Origin of the sequence: Sphingomonas sp. HITSZ_GF (genome assembly GCF_029543155.1) — a bacterium.
GTDB lineage: Bacteria > Pseudomonadota > Alphaproteobacteria > Sphingomonadales > Sphingomonadaceae > Sphingomonas.
The window spans coordinates 57,249-75,732 of record NZ_JARQXA010000001.1; the positions used below are offsets into that span (position 1 = coordinate 57,249).

Below are 18,484 nucleotides of genomic sequence, written 5' to 3' on the forward strand. Positions count from 1 at the left end.
ATAAATATCCTCATGAAATCGATCCTCAGCGCCGCGAAGTCGGCTTTCGACCTGCTTGGCAACCCGAAGACCAAGAACGTTCTTTTGCTCGTTCTCGCGCTCGCCAGCGCTTTTGGCGTGCTGGCTCCGGAGACTGCCACGAGCTTGCGCGACGCAGTGACCGGGTTCGTCCTCTAATGGCCTCTGACAGCACTCCGGTTGAGATGCGCGATCTTCTCATTCGTCTCGATGAGAAAGTTCAGAACGGCTTTGCCTCGATCACCACGCAGCTTTCACAGATCAGCCAGCAACAGGCCGATCACGATCGCCGCATTCACGCGCTTGAGATCGAGGTGTCAGATCGTCCGCATTACAAGGCGGAATTCCGGAAAGTGCAGGACGATCAATCGGACCTGTCCAAGACGGTTGAGCGCATGATGACCACGGTAAATGTCGGCAAATGGGTGGTCGGTCTGCTTGGTGTTGGCGGCGTCGGCGCAATCGTGAAAACGATCCTCGGACTGTGAGCTACGCGGCGGTCAGGTCGCCAGCCAGCCCGAACATGCCACCTTTCGGTAGGAAGGAGCCCGATTGCAGCGCGGCGAGCACTGCGGAGGCTCGATGCTGCATTAGGGCGTCGGTGATCTCTTTTAGCCTCAGCGTGAGCCGATCCATCTCGGCATAGTGCCCATCGAAAATTTCATCCGTCCAAAGCTCTTCTGGGAGATCGAGCTTCCCCTTCGCCCTCACAAGATGGAACTCCACGCCGTCTGCGTGGGGGAGGAAGATGTTATGCGCGAGGATGTTTCGTTTCTCCGTCATCGTCACGACCGATTTCAGGTCCTTCCGGGCCTCCTTTAGCCAATCGTCTTCGGTAATGGGACGCATGTTCAGCGCGGTTTGCACGATGTAAATCTTGCCCCGCATATCGATGTTGCTCGTGACGACGAGCCCTTCGAGATTTTTCATTTCGAGCAGGCGCGTGAGCATGTTGTTCAACGCCGTTTCCATGCCCGCGAAGTGAAGCAGGAACTGGCCTACCGCGAGATATGCCTTTTGCTCGCGCGTCATATTCGGTGCGTAATGCGGCATTTGCCTTAGCTCTTCGTGACGGTGCCCGTCAGCGCGGGCACGTTTCCGGTATTGATCCAGTTCCAAATGATCGGGTCCAAGGAGCCTCCCATCTGTGTTGGGATCGCGTGTGTCAGCAGAAATGGCGAACCGTCGAACAATCCCCGAAACATCTCGGAGAGCGGACCCGTCATCTCTGTGCTCTTCAACACATAGGTTCCAAGGAAGGGACTATACCATCCGAGCACCCGGCGGCTTTCCTTGATCAGGGTGAGCAACTGCGTGCCCGTCACCCGAGCATCGATGGGATTGTAAGAGAGGACATAGGTGTAAATCATTGCGTCCCATCCCTCAGAGCCGGGTTTGTCCCGAGGTTGCCGTTCTCGATGGTGACTTGTTTGATTTGGTCGCCATCACGGACGGCCAGTTGCGAAAGCGCCATCTTAGCTTCGACGTGCTTCTCATTTTGAAGCCTGTCCGGATCAGTCAGGGTGAAGTAACTAATTTGGATGATGGCCAAAATTAGCGGGGCGAGCGCCGCGACGACAAGCGCGACCTGTGTCCAGCCCTGAGCCCAATGCGCCGCCACGAGAAATGATGGCGTGCAGATTAGCGCTAAGACCAGTGTAGGATTTAGCGCACTGCTTGTGGTGATTGAGCGCTGAGCGCCCGCTACTGTCCCCTGCATTCCCCAACTATGCATGTTGGCCAAGGCATTCACAACCGGGCACGCTGCCAGCCATTCACACAATCCACAACGCGCTGGTGTTCCCGCTTCGTTCTTTTGAGCGTATATCGGGCCCTATGTCGATTCGCCCCGATCCCGCCGATATGGCCTCCGCGATCCTCGCCGCACCGGGCTGGTGCCGTGTCGGGATAACCGTCGATAACGAGCGCATGCGTGAGCGTGCGGCGCTGGAATTGGCGCTGTCGATCGCGGAGCATCTAAACCCGCCTCCGAAAGACGCAGCGGATCAGCTTCCATTAGCGTTCTGAGGTGGGCGCGAATGTTCGCTTTCGCCAACTCTCCGACTTCCAGCGCAACAAGGCGAACTTGTTCGTTGAGTGTCGAGCCTGCCCAAATTGCTCGGTGCTCGATACCGACAAGGTTGTTCGGTGGTTCTGGTGCCATGGTTGGAATCAGGCGCTCGAAGTTGTTGGCGGGCACATGCGGTGCAGAATTTGCCGGGGCCGCCCCGGTCGCATCCGCCCCACGCCACAGCCGCCGACAAACCCAGCATGGATGCAGCACGAATATGAGTGGGGCCGCTTGGTGAAGCGGCTTCGGAATTGGTGAAAGGAATGTCCGATGTTCGCTGACCCGGAGAAGGAACGCGCCGACTACTCGAAGCGCCTGTTCGACAAAGTGCTCGATCTTGTGATTGGCATGGACGGCGATGGGACCGGCGCTGGCGGCTTCGTGCGTCCAGATATCATCCGCACTGTTCTCGCCGATGTGGCTGCGGTGGTGGATTGCAACACGCAGGTGGCGAAAGGCCCCAGCGACCGCCGCAAGTTCGCCAACGAGATGGCGAAGCGCTACGAAGAGATGTCCAAATCAATTGAGACTTCGGGCGCTATGAGCGCTTGGCCTGCCGCAACCCCGGTGCCCGACAAGGACAAGGCGAACTGAGCCGATGAACCGGCAATCGTTCTGGTTCCTCACTGACAGCGCCGTCCGCGTCGAATTTCACATTCGCGAGGATCGCGACGGGCTCACGCTCGACAGCCTCTTCAACCCTCGCCGCGACCCGGACACCACGACGTTCGAAAGCGCTGAGGAAATGGCCGATGCCATGGAAGAGCGGGTCACGAGCCACATGAAAGAGAGCGGCGCAACACTACGCCTAATCCGCTATCGGCACGATGCCTCGCCGATCACCAACGCGCACCTTGCGCGCTATGCCGTGCCGCTTCTCCACCAACCCGATGGCTCTCAGTGATAGCTATCGGCGGCTTTTGAGCGTTAGCCAGATGTCCGTTCCGATGATCGCCAGCAGCGCAACGGCGAAGAGCACGTTGCAAACCGTCTCGATCATTAATCAAGGGCCATAAGCTGAGATGGATAGGCACACGCCAACCCGAGCACATCGTCGAGCGGAGCGCTAAGCCAGCGGTCGAAATCCTCATCATGGAGGACCACCGGGCATGCCTTGGGATGGATCGCACCAACCACATGATTGGCCGGATCACCATCATAGCCACAGGTGAGGAATGCGAAGCGCGGGCCCGTCTCAGTCGGTCGCCAGATGCCCGCGAATGCCGCGATCGGCCTCGATGGCACCGAGAACCAATAGGGTCGCTTTTTCTTCGTCACCGGATCGGGCTCAACGGACCATTCTTGGAAGCTGGTGAAGGGCACCAAGCAACGACGATCGGGATTGGTGATCGCTGAGCGCCAGAATGACGATGTGTAATTGCGGACATTCACAACGTCCTTTTGACCGGCCTGCCAATGCGGGAAGCCCCAATGCATTCGATCCAGCACCCGGCCAGCGTCGCCATTGCGCGCTACCCAGCCCTCGCGGCTGGGGGAGACGTAATCCTTCTCCATCTCGACCGCGCTGAATGCGTCATCGTTGGCGCGGAGATACGCGGCGATCTCGGAGCGGCGGGCGTTGAGACGGTAGAGATTGCACATTGTGAGCCGTCCTATTTCGGCTGGGCATCAGAACCAAAGGCGTCCCTCACGGCGATGAAGACCAGTCCAGATGCGGAGCTATCCAACATCTGCGGGTGCGACTTGAGATAGTTCAACACAATGAGTCGAACCTGACTGACCGTCACGCTTGAGCGAACTGCGGGCTTGAAACCGGGCGGGACGACCTTGGCACTTTCCATGCTGGTGATCATATCCAGTGCCCCCGTGATGTAGCCATCACACACGGCATAGTCGGCCATTTTGTCGGACTCGCACATCCTCAAGAGATCGTTGCCAGTAACCCAAGTCGCATTAGCGGGCGCTGCCGCACAGCCCGCAATAATTGCAGCAAACAACCACTTTCGCATCTGTCCCCCTTCGATTTGGTCGCCGGTCACATGACGGATTAGCGAGCGCGACGGTTCTTAGAGGGAACACGACTCGCCGCCAAGGAGTCGCGCATTCATGGCCTCGATCATGACCACCGCTGAGATGGAGGATTTGCTCGCCACGCTGCTTGAGGGCGCGGCGGGCAACACTGCCGATCACTGGCGGAAAGCGTTGGGGCCGATCGAGAAGCTGCCCACGCACATCGCAGTTCGCTGCAACTGGCGGGTATCACCCAAGGGCTCGAAGCGCGACCTCGACGCCATCAACCGGACCATGGATCGCGGGCAGCTTCTGAGCATTGCTCTCGATCCAAGCGCGGATGCGTTCCACACGCTCAGCCTCAGTCTCGATCAGGAACCCCTCGCTCGATAGCTCTTCCTCGCTGACGAGCAGGCGCAAGCCGTGGCGCTTGCTGATCGCGCGGGCGATCGAGAGTGCTTCGAGGCCCTCACTGGTGAGATACTCGAACACCGAGCCGTCACCGCCATCGGGCGGATTGAAATCATATTGGTCAGCGATGAAGGTGCCCGCCGACTTTATGCGGACGCGAAAGGCAAACATTCGTTCGGTCAGATCGAGGCCGATCCGCTTCCAATCAATATCCTCGGGATAGGCATCGAGATCGGGCAGGCCGCCCCAATCAACGCCAGCGTGCCCATCGCTCGAAATGAACGTGTCCTTGTCCCCTCGACGCGTGGCGCATTGCTCGAAATAGTCCAAGAGGAAGGTCACCGCATACATGGCGGAAAGCTTCGCGTTCTCCCTCCGTCCAATCCAATCACGCCATTGCGTGATGCCTTGGTTGAGCAGCGTGGCGAGCACCGTTGAGGTCGCCACCGCGAGTAGAAATGATCCCATAATCGCCCCTCCCTCGCGATGGGTAGCACGGTGACGATTTCACTTGAAAGCCGCACATTTCTCGACCGGATCGACCTCCACGTCGAGGTCCAGCCGGTGACCGCGGCGGACCTGGTGCTCGACCGGCGGGCGGAGACGTCGGCCGAAGTCGCGGTGCGGGTGGCCGAGGCGCGCGGGGTGCAGGCCGCGCGCTATCGAGGCATGGCCGCGCGGACCAATGCCGAGGCGGAGGGAGATGTGCTGACCGATCACGCAACTCCCGACGAGGCCGGCCGCAAGCTGCTCGCCCAGGCGGCCGAGGCCATGCGGCTATCGGCGAGGGGCTACACCCGCGTGCTGCGCGTGGCGCGGACGATTGCCGACCTGGCGGGTGCCGAAGGGGTGGGGCGCATCCATGTCGCGGAGGCGCTGAGCTATCGGCGGCAGGCACCGCGGAGCTGATTGCCGGTATCGGCGCGGTGGGATAAGGGCGGCGCATCGCCAAGGCGGATCGACTTGAGAAGATGGACCTGCGCCGCGGGGAGCTCGAGATGGAGTATCGGGCCGAGCTGATCGCGGCGCTGGAGGTCACCGCTTCCGGTAAATGGGGCCTGTTCGATCACAACGGCGACCGCTGGACCCGCGCGGCGATCGCGCCCGTCATCGCCAATCTGGCGGAGATCGGCGAAGGGATCGACAAGCTGCGCGAGCAACTTGGCCTGGAGCCGTTCGAACTACAACAGCGCTTCCTCGCGGCGCGCGGGCCGGTCGGCGCCGATGCGGTGGGCGAGCCCAAACAGGCCAAGGCGTGGCTCGACACGCTGGCGCGCGAGGATGCCGACAGCTGAGATCAGTGGCCCGGCGCAGGAGCCGCCTTGATCCATGCCGCCATCGCCTCGATGAACTCGCTCGAGACCGGGCGCGTCCAGCGATATTCCTCGAAGGTCATTTTGCCTTCGCCTTCCTGCATGATGTGGTTGAGCTTGGGAAAGCGCCGCATCGTGACCCCGGGCAGGTTTGCCACGGGTTGCCAGGCCAGCCAGTCGGACTCGGTGATCAGATAGTCGCGGTCGCCATGCGCGATGAACACCCGGCCGCCGCGCGCGGACAGCGTGCGTACCTGCTCGACCGGCTGGATCGCCGCGAGCGTCCGCCACACTTCCACGGGCGATCCGTGGATGACTTCCTTCGGGTCGCTCTCCGGCGTGATCGCGTTGATCCGCTTGCCGTTCTCGATGACCTGCTCGGCACGTGCGCGTTCCTTGTCATCCTTGGCGATGCTCAGGCCGTAGGTAGCCTGCTCGATCAGGACATCGCCGATCCGGCGGGGCGATCCGGCCATTATGAACGCCCCGGGCAGGTCGTTGCGGTTGGCGATCGTGGCCGCGAGCGTGGCGCCCATGCTGTTGCCGAACACATAGATGCGCTTCGGATCGACGCCGGCGGCAGTACGCAGATAGGCGGCGGCGCTCGATGCGTCCTCGATATATTCCTCATCCAGCGTCGGCTTGCGTCCCAATGCCTTGAACGCCGCGGCATGCTGGGTCGGACGCTTGTTGAAGCGGATCGAGGCGACGCCGCGCGCCGCCAGCCCCCAGGCGATGTCGCGGAAGATCGTGCTGCCGCCGACGTTCAGATCCATCGATCCTGGCCCGGATCCCGGGACAAGCACGAATGCGGGGTGCGGCCCGGACCCTGCCGGCATGGTCAGCATCGCATCGACCGCCCATTCTCCCTGTCCAAGCTTGATCGGCGTCTCGACGACGCCGGGGGCGAGGGTGATGGCCGCGGGTTGCGCCATTGCCGGAGCGATAAGGGGCGCGAGGATCAGCCCTGCGCTCAATATTGCCAGCTTCAGCCATCGTTGCATTGGACGCTCCCTGGGGCGATTTGGTCGTGCCGTTCGCGGGATCACCTAGCATGACCCGCCGCGGGAGCGCAGGCTGCAGGTCCGTCTTCGTCGCACGGCGGTCCGCTTTGGTCGCGCCCTGGCCGGTGGTCCGCTGGCAGGCAGCACGCAATAGCGGCTGGAAATCCCGCGTGGCTGTTCCTATAGCGGCGCTTCGATGCCCGGTCCGAGTGCCGGAACGGCATGCGGGTGTGGCGGAATGGTAGACGCAGCGGACTCAAAATCCGCCGTTGGCAACAACATGTCGGTTCGAGTCCGACCACCCGTACCATCGAAGCCGGCCGAGGCGATTGCGCCTCGCTGCTGCCTCAGATATTGCTAATCATTCGCAACCTGTGCCCGCATAAAAGGCCTGTCGAATGAAGCGCTTGCCGCATGGATGAGGGACAGGGCAGGCCGGGCAGCCGGCTGACGCGGCCGATGTGGATCGTGCTGGGTTTCGTCTTCGTCGCGCTGGGCTTCATCGGCGCGCTCCTGCCGCTGATGCCGACGACGATCTTCCTGATCCTGGCCGTAGGCTGCTTCGCGCGCTCCTCGCCCCGGCTGGAGACCTGGCTGCTCACCCACAAGCGCTTCGGCCCCACGCTCGTCGCCTGGCGCGAGGAGGGAGCGATCCCGCCGCGTGCCAAGATGTTCGCCTGTGGCGGCATCGCGCTCGGCTATGCGATCTTCTGGTGGGGGGCGCGGCCCTCGCTCTGGGTCGACCTTGTCGTCGCGCTGGTGATGGGTGGTTGCGCGGCCTTCATCCTGAGCCGGCCTTCGCCGCGGCCGCGCGATCCCGCCCAATAAAAAACCGGCGCGGAACCCGAAGGTGCCGCGCCGGTGAGGACGGAGGTAATAAAGGCTGGGGTCAGAGCTTCAGGCGCGCACCGAACAGGATCGTGCGGCCGAAGTGGTTGTACTCGTAGTTCCGGTTCGCGGCGGTGTCGGTGTAGCGATCGCGATAGGCGTCGGTGAGGTTGGTGCCCTCGACCGAGAGCTCGATCCACTCGGTCAGCTTGTAGCGCACCGAGGCATCGACATTGGTGATCGCGTTATAGCCTTCGAACACGTTGCCCGTGCCCGAGCCGGCATCGACATAGGGCCCGCGATAGCTGACCGAGGCACGCGCGCTGAACTTCTTGTCCTCATAATAGAGCGTCGCGTTGAAGGCCTTCTTCGACACGCCGTAGAGCGTCGACGAGAACACCTTGTTCGGCAGGGTGAGCGAGCCGTTGGCGTTGACCGCGGTGGCTGGCGCCGACTGGCTGTAGTTCGCCGTCGAATCGATGAAGGTGACGTTGGCGATGCCGCCGAAGTTCTTCAGGAAGCCCGGCAGGAAGCGGAACGGCGCCTGGATGGCGATTTCCATGCCCTTCAGCGAGGCACCTGTGCCGTTGATCGTCGTCACCACGGTCCAGATCGGCTGGGCCTGCTGCGCCGGGTTCAGGTAGGCCGGCGACGAGGCGGCGAGCACCGAGGCGGGCAGGCCGGTCGACGTGAAGGTCTGGCCCGTCAGCGTGGCGCTGACCGGGAAGCTCTTCACGTCCTTCTTGAACAGTGCGACCGAGAAGATCGACTGCGGCGCGAAATACCATTCGGCGGCGACGTCATAGGCCGTGGCGCGGAACGGATCGAGGTTCGGGTTGCCGAACGACACGCGGTAGTTGAAGCCGTCGGCCGAACCGCCCGGGGTCAGGCTGCCCAGCGTCGGGCGCGTCATCACGTCCGAAATGGCGCCGCGCAGGATGATGTTGTCGGTCGGGAACAGCGCGAGGTTCATCGAGGGCAGCCAGTCGGCATAGTCGCGCTTCACCGTGACCGGCAGCGTGCCGTTGATGCCGGTCGAGCTCTGATCGGTATGCGCATAGCGGATGCCGGCGTTGAGCGCATAGCGCAGGCCGAGCAGCTCGCCCTTGGCGTCGAACTGGAGATAGCCGCCCTTCACTTCTTCGGTGACGTTGCGGTTGTTGCCGACGTCGAGCAGCAGCGGACGGTTGTAGAGCCCGGTATAGGCCGCTGCGGCGTCGATATTGGCGATCACCCAGCTGGTGGTGGTGCCCGCCGGCTGGCCGGCATTGCCGAGATTGACCAGCTCGGTCAGCCCTGCGGTGGCCGGGAAGCCATAGACCGCCGTCGGGCCGAAGGTCGCGGTGGTCGAGCAGGTGAGCGTCTTGAGCACCAGATCGAGGCCGCCATTGCCGCACACCGCGGTGTCGCGCTGGAAGGCCGTCACTTCATAGTCGAAGCGGCGATAGACACCGCCCGCCTTGATCTGGAAGCCTTCGGTCACGTCCCATTCGGTACGCAGCTGCGCGGTGCGGAACTTGTTGGTGACGTTCGACGGGCGATCGCGGATCTCGGCGAGCTGGAAGTTCGCGGGATCGGTCACGCTGGTGCCGAACGTCAGCACCGGGCTCTGCATGTTGGTATAGTCGTAGTGATAATTCTGGGCGTCGCGATCATCGAGGACGATCGTCGTCTCGACCGGAATATCGGCACTCGACTTGGACAGGCCGCCCATCAGGGTGAAGCGGAAGCTGTCGCCCAGCTCCTGATCCCAGCTGCCGCCGATCTGGTAGAATTCGGTGTCCGACTTGCGGAGATAATGCTCGGTGCGGACCCAGGCGTCGTTGAGCGTCGCCGAGATCATGTTGTTGTTGCTGTCGTAAACCGGGTTCACGACATTGATCGAGCGCTCGTTCGAACGCATCAGCACTTCGAGCCACTTCTCCTCGCGGGTTTCCTTGAACCGCGAATAGAGGCCGTCGATCGAGATCTTGGTGGCGTCGCTCGGTGCCCACTGGACGCTGCCGGTGAGGCCCAGGCGCTCGCGGTCGTGGCGGACGCTGCCATAGCGCGGGATGCGCGGGTGGAAGGCGAGCGCGGCCTGCGAGCAGGCGGCGCTGGGCACATAGGTGCCGCCCGAGTTGGCGGTGGTCCAGCAATTGGTGCCACCCACCTGATCGAAGGTCGCCTGTGCCCAGCGCACCGAATTGTTGCCGAGCTCGAGATTGTCGGTCTTCGAATAGGCGCCCGAGATCGAGGCGCCGAAGGTGCCGTCCGGCGACTTCCACGAGAGCAGGCCGGCGAAGCGCGGGCCCCAGTTCTTCGACAGGTCGTTATAGCTGGCCTGCGCCGAGCCGACGAAGGTGAAGCCGTACTTGCCCGCCAGCGGATTGCCGGTGTTCAGGTCGACGACCGCGCCGAGCGAGCCTTCGTCGAGCGAGGCCTCGGCGGTCTTGTGGACGACCAGCGAGCTGAACAGCTCGGAAGCGAAGACGTTGAAGTCGAAGGCGCGGTCGCGGTTGGCCGAGGCGCCGTCGGTGGAGGTGGCGACGGTCTCGAGGCCATTGACGCGGACGCGGGTGAACTGCGCGCCGAGACCGCGAACGGTGATCGCGCGGCCTTCGCCGGCGTCACGCTGGATCGAGATGCCCGGGATACGCTGCAGCGATTCCGCGAGGTTCTGGTCCGGGAACTTGGCGATATCCTCGGCGACGATCGCGTCGACCGAAGAAACCGACTCCTTCTTCACGTTCAGCGCCTTGTCGAGCGACTGGCGGAAACCGGTGACAACGATCTGGCCGCTATCGTCCTGTGCCGGCTCGGGGGCGGCGTTCTCGGCGGCGGGCGGCGTCTGCGCGTCCTGCGCCATTGCCGGGGTGGCGATGCTCGCCCCGGCCATTACCGCCAGCGAAACGCCGGCAAACCACATGTTGCGAGTCCCTTTACGCATCCTTGTTCTCCCATGGTCCAGTGTTTCCGGCCGGCCGCTGTGCGGCTCGCCCGGCATTCGGCCGGCTTGCGCCGGCTCTCTGTGCAATCATCCGCCGGCCGGAGCCGGATTCATGCGATCATCGCGAAACGCCTGCGCCCGTTGACGAGCAGATCGCGATGGAATTTCCTGAGCGATTCAAGGCCGTTGCTTCGAGCAGCGGCGCCCTTGCGGGCCAGATCCAGCCAAGTGAGCGCCTCTGCGGCGCGCATGGCGGGCTCAATGCAAATTCGCTCGATATCCTGCGCCATCGGCGCGAAATAGGCTGCCTCTCCCTGCAATTTCGCGAGTTTGCTGCTCGTCTGTGTCCATGTTTCTTGTCCGATATGGACACCGGTGTCAACCAATCCGCGGCCGATCCGGAACAGCATCCAGTGCAAATGACCCAAAAGCGCATGGTCCTTACCCGCAAACGCCCCCTCTTCGGCCATCAGCTGCTCGGTGTAGATCGCCCAACCCTCGGCAAAGGCGGGGGCATATTCGAGTCGCAACGGGTGCGGACGGGCGGCCGCTTCGATCGGCAGCTGGATCATGTGGCCGGGCAGCAGCTCATGATGGACGACGGCGGGTAGCGTCCAGCTCGGCCGATCGCGGATGCGCTGCAGATCGGGATAATAGGCGCCGGCCGTCGTCGGCGTAGGGACGGTGCGATAGCCCTGCTTGCCCTCGGTTTCCTCCCGTGGCGTCATCCGCACTGCCGCTACGTTCAGGCATTCGGGCGGTAGCGGGCCGAACAGTACGGGCAGGCGCGCGGGGATATCGGCGAGCGTGGCGTTCATGTCCGCGATGGCGCGGTTCCGGCCGGCATCGTCATCGCTGTAGAGGAAGTGCGGATCCTTGAAGGCGGCGCTGATGCGCGCGCCGACGCTTCCCCTGGTATAACCGAGGCGCTTGAGCACCTTGTCGGCATGGGCGGTGAGCTCGCGCGCTTTGTGTCGCAGGATTCGGTGCGCTTCCGTGGGCTCGATCCGGCCATAATGGCGTTCGAGCAGCAGCGCGAAATAGTCCCGGCCGCCGGGAAAACGCCCGGTTCCCGGTTCGGCGGGTGCCCTGGGAGCAAGCCCGGCCAGTAATGCTGCCTGGCTGCGCAGAGCCTCGGCCGTGGCGCCGCTCGCCTTGTCGGCGGCCGCGGCGACCCCGACGCGCGTCTTCGTGAGGAACGGCGCGGGTAGGATCACGCCGCGTGCCGCATCGGCCTCGATCTGCGCGGTCTCGGCCTCGACCCGATCCGCAGAGGGGGCCGCTTCGCGCCAGGCGCCGGCATTGGGCGCGATCACATAGGGCGAACGGCCGAACCGCCCGCCAGGAAACAGCCGGACCATCGCGGAATCGGCCTCGAGCCCGGCGCGAACCGTCTCCAGGTCGATCCGCGACGAGGGCGAAAGCCCGTCCGGATCGAACCCCGAGACCTGGCCCAGCTTGACCGAAGGCGTGCCGGAAAGCTTGTCCAGCATCGCCTTGAGCTCGGCATCGCGCGTTGGCGCGGCCAGCGCGACGCGGGGCAGCGCGGCGAGGCTGGCAGCGGCGAGGAACTGGCGGCGTTGCATCGCGGTCCTCCGGTTCAGCGGGTCAGCGTCACCACATTGTTCAGGCGGGTCACCTCGGGCGCGTTGCCCGGCAGCGCGACGCGGACGCGCGCGGCACCCTTGGGCAGCGCGAGCTTCACCGTCGCGGTCTTAGGGGTGAGATCGAGCGGTGCGGCGAGGGCAGGGATGCCGGCGCTTGCCAGCACCTTGCCTGCCTCGTCCTCGACCGTCAGCGTGCCGCCGGACGTGCCCTTCGCACCCAGGCTGTGGATGGTGGCCGTGAGCCTGCCGCCCTTCACCAGCACGTCGTCGCTGCCGATACCGAGATCGGGCCGCGCGGCGACCTCTTCCCCGGGCGCCTTCAGCGTGAACTCGATCTCGGTGGTCGCGTGCGGCGCGAAGGTGACGCGGGTCGAGGCGCTGCGCTCGAGGTGCAGCGGGGTGGTGGCGCCGTTCGACACCATCTCCCATTCGCCCGCAGCGACGTTCCAGGTCGACATATCGGCGGACTGGGGCGTGTCGCCGGTGTTGTAGGCGATCACCTTGAAGTGCGTCGGCGTCGCACCGGGGACCAGGATCGCGGTCTTGAGTGCGCCTTCGGGATCGGCGAAGCGCCAGCTCACCGCATTGCCCGGCCAGGTCTGGTTGCGCCGGAGCGCGATGCCGCCCAGGCGCTCACGCTGGAGGATCTCGTTGGGCTGGTCGACGCGATCGGACCACCAATGGCCCTCGGTGTACATATACTGGCGCTGCGACTTGTCCGCGATCGCCGCGGCGTGCAGCGACTCCAGATATTTGGTTTCGCCGGTCGCATCCCAGGCAGCATATTGCTCGAAAGCGCCGCCCTTCTTTGTCTTTTCGGTGAGCGTCTTCGACCAGTCCTTGTCGCCGCCGATCAGCCTGACCACATTCTCGTTGATGTCCTGTACCGAGGCGGGGCCGCTCTTGCCCACCCGGGCGAGGATCGGCGTCAGATATTTGGCATCGCCGGTGAAGCGGTATGCGGCCCAGACCGCCTGGAGCGGGGTGGAGGCGCCGCCGCCGTCACCGGCGCGCTCGGCATCGCTGCGCCAATTGATCTCGTTCGGCCAGGTCCAGTTGCCCTTGGCGTCCTGCTTGCCGTGCGCGAGCAGCCCGTCGACGGTGCCGATGATCAGCCCCCGGGCATCGGGATTGCCGTTATAGACGCCGAGCAGCACCGGTGCGTGGAGGACGACCCAGCTATAGGGCTTCTGCCACTCGAACGCGCCCTCGCGGTACATCTTGCGCGCGCCATACCAGTTGCTGGCGAAGTGCATGTGGCCAGCCGCATTGGGCAGGATCACGCCCTTCAGCGCCTTCACCGTCGCCATCAGCCGCTCGATCGCGCGCGGCTCGCCCCAGTTGAGATAGAGCCGCTCGGCATCCGAGTTCATGCCTTCCTCATAGGCGTGGAGCTCGTCGGTGGTGATGTAGCCGAGGCCGTTCACCATCATGCCGTTCTTGTACACGGCCTCCGAAAGCGCCTTGAGCGAACCGTTGATCTTGTCGGGGTCGACGCCCATCAGCGCCAGCCCCGGCCATTGCTGGGTCAGGTCGGTATCGTCCGAGATGCCGCCGCCGAAATCGCCGAAGGGGACCTGGCGATTGTCGATCCACCAGTTGACGAACTGGCGGGTGATCCTGAGGTCCTCAAGCTGGCGGAAGGCCCAGAGCGGCACGCCTGCGGGCGCTTCGGGCTGCTTGAAATCGGGCAGGTTCTGCGCGCCATAGCTGATGTCCGCCCAATAGCGGCGCCCCTCGACATTGTCGGGATCGACGCGCAGCAGATCGCTGACATCGGCGAAGACCCGGGCATACATGGCGGCGCGCTTCGAGGCGGTATGCTCCTCGACCAGGAAGCCCCAATTGTCCTTCACCTGGTTGAAGCGATCGGCGATGTGCTCGGGCAGCGCGGCGGCGCGATCCTTGAAGACCAGGCGGATATTCATCCCGTCGAGCGCGGCGGGGCCGAAATCCGGCGCGGCGGAGGCGACCGAGAGATAGAGGCTATCGTTGGTGAGGATGCGGTCGCGCAGGTCGAGCCAGAGCGTGCGCGCCTCGCCCGGGCGGACCGAGACCGACAGGTCGATCATGTCGCGGCCCGGCCAGATCGGGTCCTTCACCTTGATGTTGAGTGGGATCAGCCCGTCCTTGCCGGGCGTCGCCTTGAGCGCCGGGATGTCGAGCGCAATGCCGTCCAGCCCGTCGCGGACATTCTCCCAGCCATAGTTCCAGGCGCGGGCGAGCGCGCGGCCGGCAAAGGCGTCGCCAAAGCCCGAAGGGATCAGCACATGAACGATCGGCATCGCGCCTTCGACATGCACGGCGGTACCGGTCGAGGCGGCGCTGCCGGCGCCCGCCGCTGCCGAACCGGCACCGGGGGGAAGCGCAAGCACGGTGTTGCGCTCGTCGGCGGGGTAGCGCGCGCGGATGAACTTGTTGAGCGGCGCGAGCGCGGCGAGATCGGCCGAGACCTTGGCGTCCACCATGTAGCTGAGCTTGAAGGCGCCTTCGGGCTCCTTGCCGGTGCCGACGTCATAGGCCCAGATTTCCTGGATCGGCTGTTCCTGCATCACATTGGTGAAGCGGAGCGTGCCGCCCTGCGCCTCGCCGAGCGACGTGACGCTGCGGACGACACCCTGGGGACGCCTGGCCAGGCTGCGGAAGCTGCTGCCATCGGCCGAATAGTCGAGCGCGCCATAGGCGGCGCCGCGAATCTCGACGCGGTTGAACTTCTCGTCCTTGGGAACGGTCAGCGTGTAGGTCTTGCCGCCCTCGACATAGACGTTCCAGTCGGGCAGCTCGAAATAGTCGTCGCGCCCGGACAGGCGCGAGCGGTTATAGACGCCGGGCCAGGTGGTCTCGGCGATGCCGTCCACGCCCTTCCACATCCATTCCTTCAGGTCCTTCGCATCGGCGAACTCAACCTTGCGGACGCTGGTGACCTTGTCGTCGAGCGCCGGCGGCGAAGCGCCGTCCCAGCCATAGCGGTGGAGCCAGGCGGCGCGCTTGCCGGCGTCGGACGGAGTGGGCGAGGGGGAGGGCTCGGCCTTGGCGGCGAGCGCGGCGATGCCGGTTGCATCGAGCATGCGGTCATAGACGCGGATCTCGTCGAGATCGCTGCCGCGCATGAAGTTGTAGCGGCTCTGCACCTGGTGCGGCGCCATCACGCGGCCGGCCAGGCCGAACTGATCGAGCCCTGTATCGAGATCGGCCTTCTGGTCCTTGCGCGCGACTTCCTTGCCATCGACGAACAGGCGTACGCCGACACTCTCGTCCCAGGCGAAGGCGATGTGCTGCCAGGCATCGGGCGCCGGGTTCCCTGGCAGCTTGAACGAGACGCGGACGCGAGAGAGATTGGCGTCGGTCACAAAGGCGTCGAAACCGTGCCCGTTCCAGTCGATGCGCAGGAACGCCATGTCCCAGCTCGAATGATCGGCATAACCGACGCGGAAGATCACGAAGGGCGCTTCACCCACCGGCTCGCGGCTGCGCCAGAAGAAGGAGAGGGTGCCGCGCTGCGCCTGGATGTTGCCCGGCGCGTTCCAGGCGAGATAGCCGTCGTCCGCCCAGCGAAAGGCGCCGCCGATCGCGCCATCGGGCACGGTTGTCACCTTGGTCTGGAAATTGGGGACCGCGTCGCCGCCTGCCTTCTCCGCCGTGCTGCCCTTGTCGCCAGAGGCGCGGAAGAGCAGGCCGTCGTCCGTGGTCTGCGCCGTGGCGGGGTTCGCGGCGAGTGCGAGCGCCCAGGCCAGGGCGATGCTGGTGGACGTGCGGATCATGGGCATGCCTCTCTGAACGGATACAGGACGGTCTGCGCCGTCTCTCCTGTCAAGCATGGCCTCGGGTGACACCGGTGGCAATATCTTTCTCGTTTCCCGGCTATTTCGATCTTCCGGCGCGAGGTGCGTTGACGCGACCGCCTGACACCGGTAGCATCATGGGGACAGCCGCGGACCCGAGCAAAGCCGGGCCGCGCACACTCGGAGAGGAGATCGCGCGCAAGCTACTCGACATGGTCCGGCACCGGTTCGGCCTGTCTTCTCCATCTTGGCGGAATCGTTGGAGGCGAGCGGTTCCGGGCAAGCGGGCGAAGCGGGATGGACAGCGATGTCGGGCGCGGCCGCGTTCGTGCGTGCCGACATGGCCAAGGGCTTTCATGCGACCTGCAATATGGGGAATTAGCGTTGATTGAAGGACGGGAACCGGCCGAGGCCATCGCCCAAGCATTTGTCTCGGCCCGCCAGGCGGGGAATGCACTGATCGACTATCCGGGCAAACTGCCCGGCACGCTCGACGAAGCCTATGGCATCCAGGAGCGCGCGATCGCGCTGTTCGGCGACCGTGTTGCCGGCTGGAAGGTGGGCAAGATCCCAGAGCCGCTCGACGCCACCTATGGCTCCAACCGGCTGACCGGCCCGATCTTCGCCGATTCGATCGTCACGCCCGGCATCGGCGAAGTGCCCGTGATGCCGGTGTTCGAGCATGGCTTCGCCGCGGGCGAGGCGGAATATCTGCTGCGCCTGGGCGCGCTGCCCGAGAATTTCGACCGCGCCTGGACCAACGAGGAAGTGGCGCAGTACGTCGATGCCATCCATGTTGGCATCGAAGTGGCAAGCTCGCCCTTCCCGGGGATCAACATGCACGGCCCCGCGGTGACCGTCTCCGATTTCGGCAACAACAACGGCCTGGTGATCGGCGCGGCGATCCCGCGCGACACCGATTTCCTGGAATGGCCAGTGGCGCTGACCATTGACGGCAAGGTGGCCGGCGAGGCGACGGCGAGCACGATGCTGGATGGTCCGTTCGGTGCCGTGCGCTTCCTGTTCGAGCTTGCCGCCAACCGCCAATTGCCGCTTGCCCAGGGCCAGTGGATCTCCACCGGTGCGGTGACCGGCGTCCATCCCGTTCGCGTTGGCGAACTGGTGGAAGCGCGGTTCGCGCATGACTACAGCGTCAAGTGCCGTATCGTCGGCATCCACGACGCCTGATTCGGCGCGCGCGGGGAAAAAATAAGGGAGAGAATGATGGCGAGTAAGGGAGAGGCGGCAGTCTCCGGCGCGGTGTCGCGCGTCGGGCGCTACCGCTGGGTGATCGTGGGGCTGCTCTTTGCCGCCACTGCCATCAACTATGTCGACCGGCAGATGATTGCGGTGCTCAAGCCCGATCTCTCCAAGGAACTCGGCTGGTCCGAGACCGACTACGCCAACATCGTCTTCTACTTCCAGGCCGCCTATGCGATCGGCTATCTCGCCTTCGGCAAGATCGTCGACGCGATCGGCGCGCGCTTCGGCTATGCCATCGCCGTCGTGATCTGGACGATCGCGCACGTGGCGCATGGCGGCGTGCATACGGTCATGCAGTTCACCCTGGCCCGCTTCGGCCTGGGCATCGGTGAATCGGGCAACTTCCCGGCAGGCGTGAAATCGGTCGCGGACTGGTTCCCGGCCAAGGAGCGCGCCTTCGCCGTCGGCCTGTTCAACGCGGGCTCGAACGTGGGCGCGATCCTGACGCCGCTGCTGATCTGGGCGATGGTGCCGGCATTTGGCTGGCGCATGACCTTCGTGATCACCGGCGTGTTCGGCGTGGTCTGGCTGATCGCCTGGCTCGCCATCTTCCGCGACAAGCCGGCCGATCACCCCAAGGTGGGGGCCGAGGAGCTTGCCTATATTTCCCAGGATCCGGCCGATCCCGCGGTGCAGGTGAAGAACCTGTGGGGCAAGATGCTCGTCACCCGCGAAACCTGGGCCTTCGCGCTCGGCAAGTTCTTCATCGATCCGATCTGGTGGTTCTACCTGTTCTGGCTGCCGAGCTGGCTGGGCAAGGAATATGGGCTGAACCTGACGAGCTGGGATTCGCCCACCGCGGCAATCGCGCTCGGTGCGATCTACCTGATCTCCGATGTCGGCTCGGTCGCGGGCGGCTGGCTGTCGGGCAAGCTGATGGCGACGGGCATGAGCGTGAACAAGGCGCGCAAGCTGACCATGCTGATCTCGGCCTGCTTCGTGCTGCCGGTGATGTTCACCACCTTCTACGGCAATCTGTGGCTCAGCGTGTTCGTGGTCGGCGTGGCTGCGGCTGCGCACCAGAGCTTCTCGGCGACCCTCTACACCATCCCGTCGGACACGGTGCCGCGCTTCGCAGTGGGCTCGGTTATCGGCATCGGCGGCACGATCGGCGCCGTCGGCGGCATGGTCTTCTCCAAGTATGCGGGTTATGTGCTCGATGCGATCGGGAGCTATGCGCCGCTGTTCATCGTCGCCGGTGCGGCCTATTTCCTCGCGCTGCTTTCGATCCACCTGCTTTCGCCGCGCCTGGCGCGCGTCGACGTCGCGTAAAAGGAAGGATTGATC

19 protein-coding genes, 1 tRNA gene and 1 pseudogene are annotated in these 18,484 nt (G+C 64.3%); 11 read left to right on the top strand and 10 right to left on the bottom strand.

What is annotated here, in order from left to right; all coding sequences use genetic code 11:
* Positions 1–12 precede the first annotated feature (12 nt).
* Both P6144_RS00335 and P6144_RS00340 read left to right on the top strand, forming a co-directional pair.
* On the top strand, positions 13–177 hold the full coding sequence (locus tag P6144_RS00335) for a hypothetical protein (RefSeq protein WP_277765738.1): 165 nt from the start codon (positions 13–15) through the stop codon (positions 175–177).
* A gap of 26 nt (positions 178–203) precedes the next feature.
* A complete protein-coding gene (locus P6144_RS00340; RefSeq protein WP_277765739.1) occupies positions 204–506 on the top strand; it encodes a hypothetical protein in 303 nt (100 codons plus the stop codon).
* A 1-nt stretch (position 507) separates the two neighbouring features.
* On the opposite strand, the gene P6144_RS00345 is transcribed toward P6144_RS00340, so the two are convergent.
* Genes P6144_RS00345 through P6144_RS00355 form a run of 3 tightly spaced genes read right to left on the bottom strand, consistent with a single transcriptional unit; the run spans position 508 to position 1,738 of the window.
* Positions 508–1,071, bottom strand: coding sequence for a hypothetical protein (locus P6144_RS00345; protein WP_277765740.1), 564 nt, complete (start codon positions 1,069–1,071; stop codon positions 508–510).
* 5 nt (positions 1,072–1,076) lie between these two features.
* Positions 1,077–1,388, bottom strand: a complete 312-nt coding sequence (locus tag P6144_RS00350; RefSeq protein ID WP_277765741.1) for a hypothetical protein — start codon at positions 1,386–1,388, stop codon at positions 1,077–1,079.
* On the bottom strand, positions 1,385–1,738 hold the full coding sequence (locus tag P6144_RS00355; RefSeq protein ID WP_277765742.1) for a hypothetical protein: 354 nt from the start codon (positions 1,736–1,738) through the stop codon (positions 1,385–1,387). Before P6144_RS00355 ends, P6144_RS00350 begins: the two co-directional genes overlap by 4 nt.
* Before the next feature lie 116 nt (positions 1,739–1,854).
* Here P6144_RS00355 and P6144_RS00360 point away from each other — a divergent pair, with 116 nt between their 5' ends.
* The 3 genes from P6144_RS00360 (at position 1,855) to P6144_RS00370 (ending at position 2,993) form a co-directional block, all read left to right on the top strand.
* Positions 1,855–2,046, top strand: coding sequence for a DUF6771 family protein (locus P6144_RS00360; protein WP_277765743.1), 192 nt, complete (start codon positions 1,855–1,857; stop codon positions 2,044–2,046).
* Positions 2,047–2,359: 313 nt separating this feature from the next.
* Entirely contained in the window at positions 2,360–2,683 is a 324-nt protein-coding gene (locus P6144_RS00365; RefSeq protein ID WP_277765744.1) for a hypothetical protein, read from the top strand.
* 4 nt (positions 2,684–2,687) lie between these two features.
* A complete protein-coding gene (locus P6144_RS00370; protein WP_277765745.1) occupies positions 2,688–2,993 on the top strand; it encodes a hypothetical protein in 306 nt (101 codons plus the stop codon).
* Positions 2,994–3,088: 95 nt separating this feature from the next.
* Here P6144_RS00370 and P6144_RS00375 read toward each other — a convergent pair whose 3' ends face one another.
* The 3 genes from P6144_RS00375 to P6144_RS00385 all read right to left on the bottom strand — a co-directional run bounded on the left by P6144_RS00375 (position 3,089) and on the right by P6144_RS00385 (position 4,903).
* The gene (locus P6144_RS00375) at positions 3,089–3,691 is read right to left on the bottom strand and encodes an SOS response-associated peptidase family protein (protein WP_277765746.1); all 603 of its coding nucleotides are present in this window, start codon (positions 3,689–3,691) and stop codon (positions 3,089–3,091) included.
* Between the two features lie 11 nt (positions 3,692–3,702).
* Positions 3,703–4,059: a Rap1a/Tai family immunity protein gene (locus P6144_RS00380; RefSeq protein WP_277765747.1), complete on the bottom strand. Its 357-nt coding sequence runs from the start codon at positions 4,057–4,059 to the stop codon at positions 3,703–3,705.
* Between the two features lie 250 nt (positions 4,060–4,309).
* The gene (locus P6144_RS00385; protein WP_277765748.1) at positions 4,310–4,903 is read right to left on the bottom strand and encodes a hypothetical protein; all 594 of its coding nucleotides are present in this window, start codon (positions 4,901–4,903) and stop codon (positions 4,310–4,312) included.
* Between the two features lie 96 nt (positions 4,904–4,999).
* Here P6144_RS00385 and P6144_RS00390 point away from each other — a divergent pair.
* Positions 5,000–5,380: pseudogene (locus P6144_RS00390) on the top strand (ATP-binding protein); the annotation flags it as partial.
* Between the two features lie 35 nt (positions 5,381–5,415).
* Positions 5,416–5,766: a hypothetical protein gene (locus P6144_RS00395; protein WP_277766741.1), complete on the top strand. Its 351-nt coding sequence runs from the start codon at positions 5,416–5,418 to the stop codon at positions 5,764–5,766.
* Between the two features lie 2 nt (positions 5,767–5,768).
* On the opposite strand, the gene P6144_RS00400 is transcribed toward P6144_RS00395, so the two are convergent.
* Positions 5,769–6,788: an alpha/beta fold hydrolase gene (locus P6144_RS00400; protein ID WP_277765749.1), complete on the bottom strand. Its 1,020-nt coding sequence runs from the start codon at positions 6,786–6,788 to the stop codon at positions 5,769–5,771.
* 224 nt (positions 6,789–7,012) lie between these two features.
* On the opposite strand from P6144_RS00400, the gene P6144_RS00405 reads away from it, so the two are divergent.
* Positions 7,013–7,098 (top strand) — tRNA-Leu (locus P6144_RS00405).
* A 104-nt stretch (positions 7,099–7,202) separates the two neighbouring features.
* Positions 7,203–7,616: a YbaN family protein gene (locus tag P6144_RS00410; protein ID WP_277765750.1), complete on the top strand. Its 414-nt coding sequence runs from the start codon at positions 7,203–7,205 to the stop codon at positions 7,614–7,616.
* Positions 7,617–7,677: 61 nt separating this feature from the next.
* Here P6144_RS00410 and P6144_RS00415 read toward each other — a convergent pair whose 3' ends face one another.
* The 3 genes from P6144_RS00415 to P6144_RS00425 all read right to left on the bottom strand — a co-directional run bounded on the left by P6144_RS00415 (position 7,678) and on the right by P6144_RS00425 (position 15,913).
* On the bottom strand, positions 7,678–10,545 hold the full coding sequence (locus P6144_RS00415) for a TonB-dependent receptor (protein ID WP_277765751.1): 2,868 nt from the start codon (positions 10,543–10,545) through the stop codon (positions 7,678–7,680).
* A 110-nt stretch (positions 10,546–10,655) separates the two neighbouring features.
* Positions 10,656–12,038, bottom strand: a complete 1,383-nt coding sequence (locus P6144_RS00420) for a DUF885 family protein (protein WP_277765752.1) — start codon at positions 12,036–12,038, stop codon at positions 10,656–10,658.
* A gap of 107 nt (positions 12,039–12,145) precedes the next feature.
* Positions 12,146–15,913, bottom strand: coding sequence for a LamG-like jellyroll fold domain-containing protein (locus P6144_RS00425; RefSeq protein ID WP_277765753.1), 3,768 nt, complete (start codon positions 15,911–15,913; stop codon positions 12,146–12,148).
* Between the two features lie 405 nt (positions 15,914–16,318).
* On the opposite strand from P6144_RS00425, the gene P6144_RS00430 reads away from it, so the two are divergent.
* Positions 16,319–17,122: a 2-keto-4-pentenoate hydratase gene (locus P6144_RS00430; RefSeq protein WP_277765754.1), complete on the top strand. Its 804-nt coding sequence runs from the start codon at positions 16,319–16,321 to the stop codon at positions 17,120–17,122.
* Positions 17,123–17,158: 36 nt separating this feature from the next.
* Positions 17,159–18,469, top strand: coding sequence for an MFS transporter (locus P6144_RS00435; RefSeq protein WP_277766742.1), 1,311 nt, complete (start codon positions 17,159–17,161; stop codon positions 18,467–18,469).
* Positions 18,470–18,484 lie beyond the last annotated feature (15 nt).

Coding starts and splice junctions, on each gene's coding strand:
- P6144_RS00335 (WP_277765738.1), top strand. CDS start 13: ATGAAATCGATCCTCAGCGCCGCGAAGTCGGCTTTCGACCTGCTTGGC.
- P6144_RS00370 (WP_277765745.1), top strand. CDS start 2,688: ATGAACCGGCAATCGTTCTGGTTCCTCACTGACAGCGCCGTCCGCGTC.
- P6144_RS00355 (WP_277765742.1), bottom strand. CDS start 1,738: ATGCAGGGGACAGTAGCGGGCGCTCAGCGCTCAATCACCACAAGCAGT.
- P6144_RS00340 (WP_277765739.1), top strand. CDS start 204: ATGCGCGATCTTCTCATTCGTCTCGATGAGAAAGTTCAGAACGGCTTT.
- P6144_RS00375 (WP_277765746.1), bottom strand. CDS start 3,691: ATGTGCAATCTCTACCGTCTCAACGCCCGCCGCTCCGAGATCGCCGCG.
- P6144_RS00415 (WP_277765751.1), bottom strand. CDS start 10,545: ATGCGTAAAGGGACTCGCAACATGTGGTTTGCCGGCGTTTCGCTGGCG.
- P6144_RS00410 (WP_277765750.1), top strand. CDS start 7,203: ATGGATGAGGGACAGGGCAGGCCGGGCAGCCGGCTGACGCGGCCGATG.
- P6144_RS00380 (WP_277765747.1), bottom strand. CDS start 4,059: ATGCGAAAGTGGTTGTTTGCTGCAATTATTGCGGGCTGTGCGGCAGCG.
- P6144_RS00360 (WP_277765743.1), top strand. CDS start 1,855: ATGTCGATTCGCCCCGATCCCGCCGATATGGCCTCCGCGATCCTCGCC.
- P6144_RS00365 (WP_277765744.1), top strand. CDS start 2,360: ATGTTCGCTGACCCGGAGAAGGAACGCGCCGACTACTCGAAGCGCCTG.
- P6144_RS00425 (WP_277765753.1), bottom strand. CDS start 15,913: ATGATCCGCACGTCCACCAGCATCGCCCTGGCCTGGGCGCTCGCACTC.
- P6144_RS00350 (WP_277765741.1), bottom strand. CDS start 1,388: ATGATTTACACCTATGTCCTCTCTTACAATCCCATCGATGCTCGGGTG.
- P6144_RS00435 (WP_277766742.1), top strand. CDS start 17,159: ATGGCGAGTAAGGGAGAGGCGGCAGTCTCCGGCGCGGTGTCGCGCGTC.
- P6144_RS00420 (WP_277765752.1), bottom strand. CDS start 12,038: ATGCTGGACAAGCTTTCCGGCACGCCTTCGGTCAAGCTGGGCCAGGTC.
- P6144_RS00345 (WP_277765740.1), bottom strand. CDS start 1,071: ATGCCGCATTACGCACCGAATATGACGCGCGAGCAAAAGGCATATCTC.
- P6144_RS00400 (WP_277765749.1), bottom strand. CDS start 6,788: ATGCAACGATGGCTGAAGCTGGCAATATTGAGCGCAGGGCTGATCCTC.